This window comes from Cupriavidus basilensis, from assembly GCF_029335485.1.
Classification (GTDB): Bacteria; Pseudomonadota; Gammaproteobacteria; order Burkholderiales; family Burkholderiaceae; genus Cupriavidus; species Cupriavidus basilensis_E.
In genome coordinates this window covers 1-14,812 of the sequence record NZ_JARJLM010000722.1, presented here as the reverse complement: position 1 = coordinate 14,812, position 14,812 = coordinate 1, and the positions used below count along the sequence as shown (strand labels likewise).

Genomic DNA, 14,812 nt, shown 5'->3' with positions numbered 1-14,812 from the left:
TCGCCAACGCGTATTTCCTGCCGGGGCACAAGATCCGCCGCGCCCTGCTGGCCTGCCGCGCGCGTGGCGTGCGGGTGCGCCTGCTGCTGCAGGGCATGGTCGAGTACCGGCTGCAGCACTATGCCACCCACGCGCTTTATGCCACCCTGCTTGGCGCGGGCGTGGAGATCTACGAGTACGCCGAGAGTTTCCTGCACGCCAAGGTGGCCGTGGTCGACGAAGCCTGGGCCACCGTGGGCTCCAGCAATATGGACCCCTTCAGCCTGTTGCTGGCGCGCGAGGCCAACGTCGCGGTGTACGATGCGGCGTTTTGCGCCGGGCTGCGCGAGGAACTGGAGCAGGCTATCGCCATGCGCAGCGTGGAGGTCAAGGCCGACAGTCACGCCCGCCGCTCCACGCTGCGCCGTGTGGCGAACTGGGCGGCGTACATGGTGCTGCGCCTCGGCGTGATCGTCGCGGGGGTAACGGGACGCTACTGACAGCGGGCAAGCCGCGCGGCCCAGGTGCGAAACGCACGGCCATGTTGCTTTGCGGCAAGCGAAGCGACAAACTTCCGTACTTCGCTGCACTCGCCCATGTTGCAGTGCGCAAGGACCGGTCGCCGCGTTTAGAAACCCGTGTCTAATTAAAAGCTTGCTGCCGGCGGGTCCGATCACAATAATCTGAACGACCGTTCTTTTTTGCCTTAGACTGCGTGCATTCGCGTCTGCCAGGCGGTGAAACAGGCAGCCAGGCAGCGAAAAAAGCATTACGTCAGGGTCAAACGCGGCGCGAACAGGATCGCGCCGCGAAGAACGGAGAAATAAATCATGCGACACCAGTCAGCTCGTCTCGAATCCGCCGCTTCCGCGTCCCCCGCGCCCATGCGCAAGGGGGAGATGACGCGCGTGGCGATTCTGGATGCCGCGCTGGAGCTGTCGTCCCGCGACGGGCTCGAAGGCTTGACCATCGGGCTGTTGGCGGAACGTATGCAGATGAGCAAGAGCGGCGTATTCGCGCATTTCGGTTCGCGCGAGGACCTGCAGGTGGAAGTGGTGCGCGAGTATCACCGGCGCTTCGAGCAGGAGGTGTTCTATCCCTCGCTGCACGAACCGCGCGGCTTGCCGCGCCTGCAGTCCATGGTGCGCCGCTGGATGGAAAAGCGCATCCAGGAAGTGACCACGGGATGCATCTACATCAGCGGGGCGGTGGAGTACGACGACCGCGCGGAAAGCCCGGTGCGTGACGAACTCGTCAAGAGCGTCACCATCTGGCGCGCCGCGCTCACGCGCGCCATCGACCAGGCCAAGGAACAGGGGCACCTGCGCGCGGACTGCGATCCGCGCCTGATGCTGTTCGAAATGTACAGCCTTGAACTAGGCTTGCATCATGACGCCCGCTTCCTGCGCCTGCCCGCCAGTGCCGAGCTTGCCATGGTCGCGCTCAACAAGTTGATTCAGTCTTACCGTACCTGACGCCGCCGCGGCGTCCCGTGCCGGATCGTGCACGGGCGGCGTAGCGGCTTTGCAAAACCTCCAAGGAGACTTTGATGGGCCAGTACACCGCACCGTTGCGCGACATGCAGTTCGTGCTCCATGAATTGCTCGGCGTCGAAGCCGAACTCAAGGCGCTGCCGAAGCACGCCGACATCGACGCGGACACCATCAACCAGGTGCTAGAGGAAGCCGGCAAGTTCTGCTCCGAGGTGGTATTTCCGCTGAACCAGAGCGGCGACCGCGAAGGCTGCACCTACGTCGGCGACGGCGTGGTGACGGCGCCCAAGGGCTTCAAGGAAGCGTACAAGCAGTATGTGGAGGCCGGTTGGCCGGCGCTGGGCTGCGACCCGGAATACGGCGGCCAGGGCCTGCCCATCCTGGTCAACAACGCGCTGTACGAGATGCTGAACTCGGCCAACCAGGCGTGGACCATGTACCCCGGCCTGTCGCACGGCGCGTATGAAGCACTGCACGCGCACGGCACGCCCGAGCTGCAGAAGCTGTACCTGCCCAAACTGGTCTCCGGCGAATGGACCGGCACCATGTGCCTGACCGAGCCCCATTGCGGCACCGACCTGGGCATCCTGCGCAGCAAGGCCGAGCCGCAGGCAGATGGCTCCTACAGCATCAGCGGCACCAAGATCTTCATCTCGGCCGGCGAGCACGATCTCTCCGCCAACATCATCCACCTGGTCCTGGCGCGCCTGCCGGACGCGCCGCAGGGCACCAAGGGCATCTCGCTGTTCGTGGTGCCGAAGTTCATCCCCGACGCCAGCGGCAACCCGGGCGAGCGCAACGGCATCAAGTGCGGCTCGATCGAGCACAAGATGGGCATCCACGGCAACGCCACCTGCGTGATGAACCTGGACGGCGCGCGCGGCTGGATGGTGGGCGAGCCCAACAAGGGCCTGAACGCCATGTTCGTGATGATGAACGCCGCCCGCCTGGGCGTGGGCATGCAGGGCCTGGGCCTGACCGAAGTGGCCTATCAGAACTCGCTGGCCTACGCCAAGGACCGCCTGCAGATGCGCGCGCTGACCGGTCCCAAGGCACCGGACAAGCCGGCCGACCCGATCATCGTGCACCCGGACGTGCGCCGCATGCTGCTGACGCAGAAGGCCTTCGCCGAAGGCGGCCGCGCCTTCAGCTACTGGACCGCGCTGCAGATCGACCGCGAGCTGTCGCACCCCGACGAAGCCGTGCGCAAGGAAGCCGGCGACCTGGTCGCGCTGCTCACGCCGGTGATCAAGGCCTTCCTGACCGACAACGCCTTCACCGCCACCAACGAAGGCATGCAGGTGTTCGGCGGCCACGGCTACATCGCCGAGTGGGGCATGGAGCAGTACGTGCGCGACGCGCGCATCAACATGATCTACGAAGGCACCAACACCATCCAGGCGCTGGATCTGCTGGGCCGCAAGATCCTGGGCGACATGGGCGCCAAGATGAAGGCCTTCGGCAAGCTCGTGCAGGACTTCGTCGAGCAGGAGGGCACCAACGAAGCCATGCAGGAGTTCGTCAACCCGCTGGCGGACCTGGGCGACAAGGTGCAGAAGCTCACCATGGAAATCGGCATGAAGGCCATGGGCAACCCCGACGAAGTCGGCGCCGCCGCGGTGCCTTACCTGCGCGTGGTGGGCCACCTGGTGTTCTCCTACTTCTGGGCCCGCATGGCCAAGATCGCGCTGGAGAAGGAAGCCGGCGGCGACAAGTTCTACACCACCAAGCTGGCTACCGCGCGCTTCTACTTTGCCAAGCTGCTGCCCGAGACGGCGGCGCAGATCCGCATGGCGCGTGCCGGTTCGGCGACGCTGATGGCGCTGGACGCGGATTTGTTCTGATCGGTTGCCTTGATTTAACGCGGTTGTCTTAGCGCGGGTGCAAGCTGATTTGCCGTCGGTATCAATGCCGATGGTTTGCTCCCCTCTCCCGCAGCGAGAGAGGGGAGCGCACCATCGGCAGCAGCAGGAGCCGCAGCAAGACCAGCGTCACGCGTAGCCAACCCACCTCATCTCAACGCTCACTTTCCTAGGGGCGCGCATGTCCAATTTCATCGTCAAGAAAGTCGCCGTGCTCGGTGCCGGCGTCATGGGGGCCCAGATCGCGGCCCATCTCGTCAACGCCCGCGTACCGGTGGTGCTGTTCGATCTTCCCGCCAGGGAAGGCGCCAAGAACGGCATCGCCCTGCGCGCCATCGAGAACCTGAAGAAGCTCTCGCCGGCGCCGCTCGGCATCAAGGACGAAGCCGGCCTGATCCAGGCCGCCAACTACGAGGACGACCTCGCGCTGCTCAAGGAGTGCGACGTGGTGATCGAGGCGATCGCCGAGCGCATGGACTGGAAGCACGACCTGTACAAGAAGGTCGCGCCGCACCTGGCTGCGCACGCCATCTTCGCCACCAACACCTCGGGCCTGTCGATCACCGCGCTGTCCGATGGCTTCGACGCGGACCTGAAGTCGCGCTTTTGCGGCGTGCACTTCTTCAACCCGCCGCGCTACATGCACCTGGTGGAGCTGATCCCGACCGCGACCACGCAGCCGGAGATCCTGGACCGCCTCGAGACCTTCCTGACCTCCACGCTCGGCAAGGGCGTGGTGCGCGCCAAGGACACGCCCAACTTCATCGCCAACCGCGTCGGCATCTTCTCGATCCTGGCGGTGTTTGCCGAGGCCGAGAAGTACGGCATTCCCTTCGACGTGGTCGACGACCTGACCGGCGCCAAGCTGGGCCGCGCCAAGTCCGCCACCTTCCGCACCGCCGACGTGGTGGGCCTGGACACCATGGCCCACGTGATCAAGACCATGCAGGACAACCTGCAGGACGATCCCTTCGCGCCGGTCTACAAGACGCCCGCGGTGCTCAAGGGCCTGGTGGATGCGGGCGCACTCGGCCAGAAGACCGGTGCCGGCTTCTACAAGAAGGAAGGCAAGGCGATCAAGGTGCTGGATCCGAAGACCGGCCAGTACGTCGACTCGGGCAAGAAGGCCGACGAGATCGTGGTACGCATGCTGAAGAAGGATGCGGCCGAGCGCATCAAGCTGCTGCGCGAGTCCACCAATCCGCAGGCGCAATTCCTGTGGGCGGTGTTCCGCGACGTGTTCCACTACATCGGTGTCTACCTCGAGCAGATCGCAGGCTCCGCGGCCGATATCGACCTGGCGATCCGCTGGGGCTTCGGCTGGAATTCCGGTCCCTTCGAGGACTGGCAGGCGGCCGGCTGGAAACAGGTGGCCGAGTGGGTGAAGGAAGACATCGACGCGGGCAAGGCTTTGTCCAACGCAGCGCTGCCGGCGTGGGTGTTCGCCGGCCCGGTTGCCGACAACCAGGGCGTGCATGGCGCGCAGGGTTCGTGGTCTCCCGCCGCGCAGGCCTTCGTGCAGCGCAACGCGTTGCCGGTGTACGAGCGCCAGGTGTTCCGCGCTGCGCTCAAGGGCACGGCTGCTGCCGATCCGCGCAAGGCTGGCCGCACCGTGGAAGAGAACGATGCGGTGCGCATCTGGGTGAGCGAAGGACAGGATGACGTGCTGGTGGTGTCGTTCAAGAGCAAGATGAACACCATCGGGCCAGACGTGATCGACGGCCTGACGCGCGCGATCGACCTGGCGGAAGCGGAGTACAAGGGGCTGGTGGTGTGGCAGCCTACCTCGCTGCAGCTGGGCGCGCCGGGTGGCCCGTTCTCCGCGGGCGCCAACCTGGAAGCCGCGATGCCGGCCTTCATGATGGGCGGCGCCAAGGGCATCGAGCCTTTCGTCAAGAAGTTCCAGGACGGCATGATGCGCGTGAAGTATGCCGCGGTGCCGGTGGTGTCCGCCGCATCCGGTATCGCGCTGGGCGGTGGGTGTGAGCTGATGCTGCATTCGGCCAAGCGCGTGGCCGCGCTGGAAACCTATATCGGCCTGGTGGAAGTGGGCGTGGGCCTGGTGCCGGCCGGCGGCGGGCTGAAGGAGGCCGCGCTGGCGGCAGCGCGCGCGGCGCAGGCCGCGGGCAGCACCAACTACCTGCAGTTCATCACCAACCGCTTCCAGGCCGCTGCCATGGCCAAGGTCTCGGCTTCGGCGCTGGACGCGCAGAAGATGGGTTACCTGCAACCGTCGGACACCATCGTGTTCAACGTGCACGAACTGCTGTATGTGGCCCAGAACGAAGTGCGGGCGCTGGCCAACGCCGGCTACCGCGCGCCGGCGCCGGGCACGCTGGTGCCGGTGGCAGGGCGCTCGGGCATCGCCACCATCAAGGCGTCGCTGGCCAATATGCGCGACGGCGGCTTTATCTCCGCGCACGATTTCCTGATCGCCAGCCGCATTGCCGAGGCAGTCTGCGGCGGCGACGTGGAGGCCGGCTCGCTGGTCAGCGAGGAATGGCTGCTGGCGCTGGAACGCAAGGCCTTTGTCGAGCTGCTCGGCACGGGCAAGACCCAGGAACGCATCATGGGCATGCTGCAGACCGGCAAGCCGGTGCGCAACTAAGGCAAGCGAGGAACCGACATCATGAAACAACTGCAAGACGCATACATCGTTGCCGCGACCCGCACGCCCATCGGCAAGGCACCCAAGGGCGCGTACAAGAACACCCGCCCGGACGACCTGCTGGCCACCATCCTGCGCGCGGCCGTGGCGCAGGTGCCCAATCTCGATCCGAAGCTGATCGAAGACGCCATCGTCGGCTGCGCGATTCCGGAGGCGCAGCAGGGCCTGAACGTGGCGCGCATCGGCGCGCTGCTGTCGGGCCTGCCGAATACGGTGGGCGGCATCACCGTCAACCGCTTCTGCGCCTCCGGCGTGTCGGCGGTGGCGATGGCGGCCGACCGCATCCGCGTGGGCGAGTCCGATGTGATGATCGCCGCGGGCGTTGAATCGATGAGCATGGTGCCGATGATGGGCAACTCGCCGTCGATGTCGCCGTCGATCTTCGAGCGCGACGAGAACATCGGCATCGCCTACGGCATGGGCCTGACCGCCGAGAAAGTCGCGCAGAAATGGCAGGTCAGCCGTGACGACCAGGATGCCTTCTCGCTCGCCTCGCACCAGAAGGCCATCCGCGCGCAGCAGGCCGGCGAATTCAAGGACGAGATCACCCCGGTCGAGATCGTCGAGAAATTCCCCAACCTGGCCAGCGGCCAGGTTGACGTGAAGACGCGCACCATCTCGCTCGACGAAGGCCCGCGCCCGGAGACTTCCCTCGAAGGCCTGGGCAAGCTGCGCCCGGTGTTTGCCAACAAGGGCAGCGTCACCGCCGGCAACAGCTCGCAGACCTCGGACGGCGCCGGCGCGCTGATCCTGGTCTCGGAAAAGATCCTCAAGCAGTTCAACCTGGTGCCGCTGGCGCGTTTCGTGTCGTTCGCGGTGCGCGGCGTGCCGCCGGAGATCATGGGCATCGGCCCGAAAGAAGCGATTCCCGCGGCGCTCAAGGCCGCCGGCCTGACGCAGGACCAGATCGACTGGATCGAGCTGAACGAAGCGTTTGCCGCGCAATCGCTGGCGGTGATGCGCGACCTGCAGCTGGACCCGGCCAAGGTCAACCCGATGGGCGGCGCGATTGCCCTGGGCCACCCGCTGGGTGCCACCGGCGCGATCCGTTCCGCCACGGTGGTGCACGCGCTGCGCCGTCACAACCTGAAGTACGGCATGGTGACCATGTGCGTCGGTACGGGCATGGGCGCGGCAGGTATCTTCGAGCGCGTCTGAACGCGCCACAGGGGCAGGCAACCCAGGTGCCGGGTGCGCCCGTGTTGCCTGCCCCGACTCTCCATCAGGTGAAGAAAGCAGTGCCATAGCAAGGAGACAGCTGCCGCCTCGACGCGGCTCACCTGACAGGGAGGAGACAACAAGATGCAGGAGACAGTCATTCTGGCCGACGCCGCGTGCGATATGCCGCGCGCGCTGATGGCCGAACTCGGGGTGCAGACGTTGCCGTTCCGCATCCGCGCGGGCGACCGCTTCGTTGCCGATGTGCGCGACGAGCCGGCCTTGCCTTCACTCTACGCGCAGTACCTGGTCGGCAAGCAGGACCACTATGCCGAGTCCATTCCCTTGCTCGAACGCGAGATCGAAGAGCACATGCTCAGGCACGTGGTGACCACGTGCGACCGTGCGCTGCTGCTGACCATCGCCAGCAGCCGCAGCAAGCTGTATGCACATGCCATGGGGGCCGTGGTCGGCACCATGGCAAAGAGCTTCAAGCTGCGCAAGGATGCCGGCCGCACGGGGTTGTTCGCGCTGACGGTGATCGACACCGGCGCAATCGGCCCGGGCCAGGCGCTGATCGTGCGCGAGGCCGCCCGCATGCTGAACGCCGGCGCCAGCGCGCAGGCGGTGGTGGAGACCGTCGAGACGCGCCTGCGCGATGCCGCGCATATGTTCCTGGTGCCCGACGCGTTGCTCTACATGTACACGCGGGCAAAGCACAAGGGCGAGAACAGCATCACCTGGGGCCGCTACCTGCTTGGCAGCACGTTCAATATCCGGCCCATCGTGCATATGCATCGCGGCGAGACCGAACCGGTGGCCAAGGCACGGGGCGCGGACGAAGGCATGCGCCGCCTGATGGCGCATGCCGAGCAGTGCATTCGCAGCGGGCGGTTGCTGAGCCCCGCAGTGTCGCTCAGCTATGCGGGGCCGCCCGGGGCGATTCGTGCGTTGCCTGCCTTCCAGTCGCTTGAGCGCAGCGCGCAGCAGCACGGCGTGGAACTGATGCTGGCGCCGATGAGCCTGACGGTGGCGCTCAACGTGGGAGCAAAAGCCTTCGGGATGAGCTATCTTTGCGAGGATCCGCCGCCGCTCGAATAAGCGGACTTGTTTCCCTGGCGAGGGACGGCAGGCAAGTCAACCAAGCAGTAAGGAGAAGACGATTTCATGAGCATCCTCACCACCATCGAACAAGGCATCCTCACCGTCGAGTTCGATCGCCTCGACAAGAAGAACGCGATCACCGCGGCGATGTACCAGGCTTTGGCCGACGCGCTGCGCGCCGCCGATGCCGACCCCGCCGTGCGTGTGATCGTGATCCGCGGCAAGCCGGAAGTGTTCACCGCGGGCAATGACCTGGAAGACTTCATGCAGCGCCCGCCCACCGCGGGCGAAGGCGGCCAGCCCGCACCGGTGTTCCAGTTCCTGCAGCAGATCAGCCAGGCCAGCAAGCCGCTGGTGGCGGCCGTGAGCGGCCCGGCGGTTGGCGTGGGTACCACCATGCTGCTGCATTGCGACCTGGTCTATGCCTCGGAGACGGCGAAGCTGTCGCTGCCGTTCGTGCAACTGGGCCTGTGCCCGGAAGCGGCCTCGAGCATGCTGTTGCCGCGCCTGCTGGGTCACCAGCGCGCTGCCGAGAAGCTGCTGCTGGGCGAGGCCTTCGGCGCGCAGGAAGCGCTGCAGATCGGCCTGGTCACGCGCGTGCTGCCGGTGGCGGAGTTGCACGATTTCGTGCTGCAGCAGGCGCGCAAGCTGGCCGCGCTGCCGGCTTCGTCGCTGCGGGAAACCAAGCGGCTGATGAAGGACGGCGACAAGGCGGCGGTGCAGGCAAAGATGGCGGAGGAGGGCGAGGTGTTCCGGCGCATGCTGCAGGCGCCGGAAGCCAAGGAGGCTTTCAAGGCTTTCTTCGAGAAGCGCCGTCCGGACTTCTCGCAGTTCGACTGACGCTCAGCCAAAGCGCAACCAAAGCGCCACCAAAGCGCCACCAAAGCGCCACCAAAGCGCCACCAAAGCGCCACCAAAGCGCTTTGCCACCGCCGCCAGGCGCTCAGGCCAGCGGCGCGTCCTTTGCCTGCGGCAGCACGCGCGGCTGGCGCGAATCGTCGGTGGCCACATAGGTCAGGGTGGCTTCGGTCACCTTGACGATCTCGTTGCTGTGCCGCATACGCTGTGCATAGACCTCCACCGACACGGTGATCGAGGTGCGGCCGGTCTTCTCGATATCGGCGTAGAAGCTCACCAGGTCGCCGACGAGGACCGGGTGCTTGAACAGGAATGAATTCACCGCCACCGTGGCAACCCGGCCCTGGGCGCGCTCCACGGCGGGGATCGAGCCGGCAATGTCCACCTGGGCCATGATCCAGCCGCCGAAGACGTCGCCGTGCACGTTGGCGTCCGCCGGCATCGGGACCACGCGCAGGGCGGGATTCTTGCCAGGGGGCAGGCAGGGGAGGTCTTGGGCTTGATTCATGGTGATGGCGTGAGGCTGGATAGGGTTGGGGCGGGGTGGCAAGGGCTGCGGCACGGTGCCCGGCGCGACGATGCGCAGGCCGGAGTGACGGTGCCGCCGCGCGGCCCGGGCGTCGCGGAGGTTCCGCGACGGGGATAGGCGGTGTGGCGCCGGCCAACATAGCCGATCTCTGCCACAATCGCATATTCGACCGAATTCTAACGTATGCGACGCTATTCCACGTCGGCCGAGCCGCCCCCAGCCCAGCCGTCCAACTCTCTTTTCGGCAAGTCCGGCGCTCCCCGCAGCGACTGGCAGACCGTGCGCAACCTGTTGCCCTATGTCTGGCACTACAAGTGGCGCGTGATACTGGCGCTGGTGTGCCTGGTGGCGGCCAAGGTGGCCAATCTGGGCGTGCCGGTGCTGATGAAGAAGCTGGTGGACAATATGAACGTCCCCGCCGGCAGCGCCACCGCGCTGCTGGTGGTGCCGGCCGGGCTGATCGTGGCCTACGGGGTCCTGCGCCTGTCGGGCACGCTGTTTACCGAGTTGCGCGAGATTCTCTTTTCCAAGGTCACGCAGAGCGCCGTGCGCGAGATCGCGCTGCAGGTGTTCCGCCACCTGCACGCGCTGTCGCTGCGTTTCCACCTGGAGCGGCAAACCGGCGGCATGAGCCGCGATATCGAGCGCGGCACGCGCGGCATCCAGTCGCTGATCTCGTATTCCCTCTACAGCATCCTGCCGACCCTGGTGGAGATGGGGCTGGTGATGGGCTTCTTCATCCTGCACTACGACATCTGGTTCGCCGTCATCACCGGCTGCGCGCTGGCGGGCTACATTGTCTTCACCATCGTGGTGACCGAGTGGCGCACGCATTTCCGCCGCAGGATGAACGACCTGGATTCGCGCGCCAACCAGAAGGCGATCGATTCCCTGCTCAACTTCGAGACCGTCAAGTATTTCGGCAATGAGGAGTACGAGGCCGGCCGCTACGACGAGAACCTGCGCAAGTACCGCACCGCCGCAATCCGCTCGCAGAACTCGCTGTCCTTCCTGAACTTCGGCCAACAGGCCATCATCGCCACCGGGCTGATCCTGATCCTGTGGCGCGCCACCGTGGGCGTGGCGGCCGGCAAGCTGACGCTGGGCGACCTGGTGCTGGTGAACACGCTGATGATCCAGCTGTACGTGCCGCTGAACTTCCTCGGCGTGATCTACCGCGAGATCAAGCAGGCCACCACCGATATGGACCGCATGTTCGTGCTGCTGGGCACCGGTCGCGAAATCGCCGATGCGCCGGGCGCCCAGCCGCTGCGCGTGAGCGGCGCCGCCGTGCGCTTTGCCCATGTGGGTTTCGGCTACGAGAGCAACCGCGTGATCCTGGACGATGTGGATTTCACCATCGGGGCCGGCACCACCACCGCGGTGGTCGGCCATAGCGGCTCGGGCAAGTCCACGCTGGCCAGGCTGCTGTTCCGCTTCTACGATGTGGGCAGCGGCGGCATCGAGATCGACGGCCAGGATATCCGCTCGATCACGCAGGACAGCCTGCGCCGCGCCATCGGTATCGTGCCGCAGGACACCGTGCTGTTCAACGACAGCATCTACTACAACATCGCCTACGGCCGTCCGGACGCCAGCCGCGAAGAGGTCATCGAGGCTGCGCGCGCGGCCCAGATCGATACCTTTATCCGCGAGCTGCCGCAGGGCTACGACACACCGGTGGGCGAACGCGGCCTCAAGCTGTCGGGCGGCGAGAAGCAGCGCGTGGCCATCGCGCGCACGCTGCTGAAGAACCCGCCCGTCCTGGTCTTCGACGAGGCCACCTCGGCGCTGGATTCCCGCACCGAGCAGGCCATCCAGGCCGAACTGATGCGGCTGGCCCAGAACCGCACCACGCTGCTGATCGCGCACCGGCTTTCCACCGTGGTGCACGCCGACCAGATCCTGGTGATGGACCATGGGCGCATCGTCGAGCGCGGCACCCACGCCGAGCTGATGCGGCTCGAGGGCCGTTATGCCGAGATGTGGCAGATCCAGGCGCGCAGCGCGGCGCAGGGGGAGGTGGCGCTGGAAGACGCCGTGCTGGCCATCGAAGCGGGCGACGCCACCCAGGACGCCTGACCGCCCGGCCCGGCGCGGCCGCGGATTGTCGACGATCCGCTTCGGCAAATAGGGCCGGCGAATCCGGTTGCACGGATTTGGTTCGACAATAGGTGACGTATTCGCCCTGTGTTGGTGCGCGCACACGTGGCACGCGCCTTGCGGACGAACTCTCCAGGAAGATGATCAACTGGAGAGAGTTCATGCCGCTATTCCGTGCCGCCACCCCACCCGATGCCGTTGCCGCCCGCGCTGGCGCCGGCCGTACCCATGCCGCCACCGCTGCTTGCGCCACCGGCGCGGGCATTGCCGCTTCGGCCCTGCGGCGCCGCCTGCTGCAGGCCGGCATGGCGCTCGGCACCGCCCTGGTGCTGTCGACACAATTCGCCGGCGAGGCGCACGCCCAGACCAAGCTCCGCTTCCAGCTCGACTGGCGCTTCGAAGGGCCTTCCGCGCTGTTCCTGCTGGGCGAGCAGAAGGGCTACTACAAGGCCGAGAAGCTGGACGTATCGATCGACGCCGGCAACGGCTCGGGCAACGTGGTCAATCGCGTGGCTTCGGGCACCTACGACATGGGCTTCGCCGACCTGGCCTCGGTGATGGAGTTCTACGGCAACAACCCCGACGCGAAGAACAAGCCGGTGGCCGTGATGATGGTCTACAACAACACGCCGGCGGCGGTGCTGGCGCTGAAGAAATCCGGCATCAGGACGCCGCGCGACCTGGCCGGCAAGAAGCTTGGCGCACCGGTGTTCGACGCCGGCCGCCGCGCCTTCGCGATCTTCGCCAAGGCCAACGGCCTGCAGGCGTCGGGCTTCAACTGGCAGGCGATGGACCCGACCCTGCGCGAGACCATGCTCGCGCGCGGCGACCTGGACGCCATCACCGGTTTTTCCTTCACCTCCATCCTCAACCTCAATGCGCGCGGCGTGAAGGACGAGGACATCGTGGTGCTGCCCTATCCGCAATACGGCGTGAAGCTGTACGGTAATGCGGTGATCGCGTCGGAAGATTTCCTCAAGAAGAACCCGGAGGCGGTCAAGGCGTTCCTGCGCGCCTTCGCCAGGTCGGCCAGGGACGTGATCGCCAGGCCGGAAGAGGGCGTCAAGGCCGTCAAGGCGCGCGACGGCATCATCGACGAGAAGCTGGAAACCAGGCGCCTGAAGATGGCGCTGGACAGCGTGGTCAAGTCGCCCGACGCGCGTGCCGAGGGCTTTGGGCGCATCAACAAGCCGCGCCTGTCGCTGATGGCATCGCAGGTGGCGGATGCCTTCGGCACCAAGGGCCGCATCAATCCCGACATGCTGTGGACCGATGCGTACCTGCCGTCGGCCGCCGAACTGGATGTGCTGCGATGACCATGGCCAATGCTTCCTTGCGCGCGGGGGCCGCGTTCCCCGCAGTCGGTGCCGCTGCGCCAGCCGGGCCGGCGGCGCAACCCTTCGTCGAGTTCAACCGGGTCTGGCTTGCCTATAACGACGAACTTGCCCACAAGGGCGAGTTCGCGGTCGAGGATATCTCGCTGCAGGTCGAGCCGGGTGAGTTCATCGCCATCGTCGGACCCTCGGGCTGCGGCAAGTCTACCTTCATGAAGCTGGCCACGGGGCTCAAGCCGGCTACGCGTGGCGTGGTCAGGATCGCTGGCGAGAAGGTGACGGGCCCGCTCAAGATGGTCGGCATGGCCTTCCAGGCGCCGACGCTGCTGCCCTGGCGCACCACGCTGCAGAACGTCATGCTGCCGCTGGAGATCGTCGAGCCTTACCGCTCCACGCTGCGGCGAAAGCGCGAGGAATACACGGCGCGGGCGCGCGAACTGTTGCGCACGGTGGGGCTCGCCGGCTACGAAGACAAGTATCCGTGGCAGCTCTCCGGCGGCATGCAGCAGCGCGCGTCGATCTGCCGCGCGCTGATCCACGAGCCGCGCATGCTGCTGCTCGACGAGCCCTTCGGCGCGCTCGATGCATTTACCCGCGAGGAACTGTGGTGCGTGCTGCGCGACCTGTGGCAGGCGCAACGCTTCAACGTGATCCTGGTCACCCACGACCTGCGCGAAGCCGTGTTCCTGGCCGACACCGTCTACGTGATGAGCCAGCGCCCGGGGCGCATCCTGGCGCGCAAGGAGATCGACCTGCCGCGTCCGCGCGACCTCGACCTGACCTATACCGAACCCTTTGCCGAACTCGTGCACGCCCTGCGCGAGAAGATCGGCCACGTACGGCAGCACTGACCATGAGCACTTTTTCTTCCCCGATGAGCGCGGCCCGGCAGCGCCGCGTGCAGCGCGTGGCGCCATGGCTGCTGCTGGCCGCCTTCCTGCTGCTGTGGCAGGGTGCCTGCCTTGCGTTCAACGTCTCGGACTTCATCCTGCCCAGCCCGAGTGCGATCGTGTCTTCGTTGTTCGAATACTGGGACGTGATTGCCGGCCATGCGTGGCGCACCTTCTGGACCACCATGGTCGGCTTCGGCCTTGCCATCTTGGTGGGCGTAGTGCTGGGCTTGCTGATGGGGTCGTCCAGGCTGGCCTACGCGGCCGGGTATCCGCTGATGACCGCGTTCAATGCCTTGCCGAAGGCGGCCTTTGTGCCGATCCTGGTGGTGTGGCTCGGGCTGGGTGCCGGCCCGGCGATCCTGACGGCGTTCCTGATCTCGTTCTTCCCGATCATGGTCAATATCGCCACAGGACTGGCGACGCTGGAGCCGGAACTGGAAGATGTGCTGCGCGTGCTTGGTGCAAGGCGCACCGATGTGTTGCTCAAGGTGGGGCTGCCGCGTTCGATGCCTTATTTCTTCGCTTCGCTGAAAGTCGCCATCACGCTGGCTTTCGTCGGGACCACGGTGTCCGAAATGAGCGCGGCGAACGAGGGCATCGGCTACCTGCTGGTGTCGGCCGGCTCGGCGATGAAGATGCCGCTGGCCTTTGCGGGCCTGGTGGTGATCGCCGTGATGGCGATGGTGATGTATGAGTTTTTCGCGGTGGTGGAGAAGCGGATGACGGGGTGGGCGCACCGGGGGTGATGACGTTTTCCTAACGGTTGGGGCGCCAACGGCATGGCGATTCCCGGTTTGTCATTGGTGAGCCAGTGGCTCGCGCTGTCAGGAA

Annotated in this window: 12 protein-coding genes; 11 read left to right on the top strand and 1 reads right to left on the bottom strand. The window is 66.1% G+C overall.

Annotation, left to right across the window (positions count from 1 at the left end; translation table 11 throughout):
* The 7 genes from P3W85_RS44695 to P3W85_RS44665 form a co-directional block, all read left to right on the top strand.
* Positions 1–479, top strand: a 479-nt coding sequence (locus P3W85_RS44695) for a phospholipase D-like domain-containing protein (RefSeq protein ID WP_276269543.1), incomplete at its 5' end; no start/stop codon positions are given.
* A 384-nt stretch (positions 480–863) separates the two neighbouring features.
* Positions 864–1,454, top strand: coding sequence for a TetR/AcrR family transcriptional regulator (locus P3W85_RS44690; RefSeq protein ID WP_017226764.1), 591 nt, complete (start codon positions 864–866; stop codon positions 1,452–1,454).
* A gap of 74 nt (positions 1,455–1,528) precedes the next feature.
* Positions 1,529–3,316 (top strand): acyl-CoA dehydrogenase C-terminal domain-containing protein, encoded by a 1,788-nt coding sequence (locus tag P3W85_RS44685; RefSeq protein ID WP_017226763.1) that lies wholly within the window; start codon positions 1,529–1,531, stop codon positions 3,314–3,316.
* A 199-nt stretch (positions 3,317–3,515) separates the two neighbouring features.
* The gene (locus P3W85_RS44680) at positions 3,516–5,942 is read left to right on the top strand and encodes a 3-hydroxyacyl-CoA dehydrogenase/enoyl-CoA hydratase family protein (protein ID WP_276269542.1); all 2,427 of its coding nucleotides are present in this window, start codon (positions 3,516–3,518) and stop codon (positions 5,940–5,942) included.
* Between the two features lie 18 nt (positions 5,943–5,960).
* Positions 5,961–7,160 (top strand): acetyl-CoA C-acyltransferase, encoded by a 1,200-nt coding sequence (locus P3W85_RS44675; protein WP_035811518.1) that lies wholly within the window; start codon positions 5,961–5,963, stop codon positions 7,158–7,160.
* Between the two features lie 144 nt (positions 7,161–7,304).
* Positions 7,305–8,261: a DegV family protein gene (locus P3W85_RS44670; protein WP_276269541.1), complete on the top strand. Its 957-nt coding sequence runs from the start codon at positions 7,305–7,307 to the stop codon at positions 8,259–8,261.
* Between the two features lie 66 nt (positions 8,262–8,327).
* The gene (locus P3W85_RS44665) at positions 8,328–9,104 is read left to right on the top strand and encodes an enoyl-CoA hydratase (RefSeq protein ID WP_017226760.1); all 777 of its coding nucleotides are present in this window, start codon (positions 8,328–8,330) and stop codon (positions 9,102–9,104) included.
* Between the two features lie 103 nt (positions 9,105–9,207).
* Here the strand turns inward: P3W85_RS44665 and P3W85_RS44660 are convergent, their stop codons facing one another.
* On the bottom strand, positions 9,208–9,630 hold the full coding sequence (locus tag P3W85_RS44660) for an acyl-CoA thioesterase (protein ID WP_035811516.1): 423 nt from the start codon (positions 9,628–9,630) through the stop codon (positions 9,208–9,210).
* Between the two features lie 204 nt (positions 9,631–9,834).
* On the opposite strand from P3W85_RS44660, the gene P3W85_RS44655 reads away from it, so the two are divergent.
* From P3W85_RS44655 to P3W85_RS44640, 4 genes are all read left to right on the top strand, one after another.
* Positions 9,835–11,733 (top strand): ABCB family ABC transporter ATP-binding protein/permease, encoded by a 1,899-nt coding sequence (locus P3W85_RS44655; protein WP_276269540.1) that lies wholly within the window; start codon positions 9,835–9,837, stop codon positions 11,731–11,733.
* A gap of 182 nt (positions 11,734–11,915) precedes the next feature.
* Positions 11,916–13,070: an ABC transporter substrate-binding protein gene (locus tag P3W85_RS44650; protein ID WP_430869729.1), complete on the top strand. Its 1,155-nt coding sequence runs from the start codon at positions 11,916–11,918 to the stop codon at positions 13,068–13,070.
* Between the two features lie 2 nt (positions 13,071–13,072).
* Positions 13,073–13,939, top strand: coding sequence for an ABC transporter ATP-binding protein (locus P3W85_RS44645; protein ID WP_276269539.1), 867 nt, complete (start codon positions 13,073–13,075; stop codon positions 13,937–13,939).
* 2 nt (positions 13,940–13,941) lie between these two features.
* Positions 13,942–14,727 (top strand): ABC transporter permease, encoded by a 786-nt coding sequence (locus tag P3W85_RS44640; protein WP_276269538.1) that lies wholly within the window; start codon positions 13,942–13,944, stop codon positions 14,725–14,727.
* Positions 14,728–14,812: the final 85 nt, after the last annotated feature.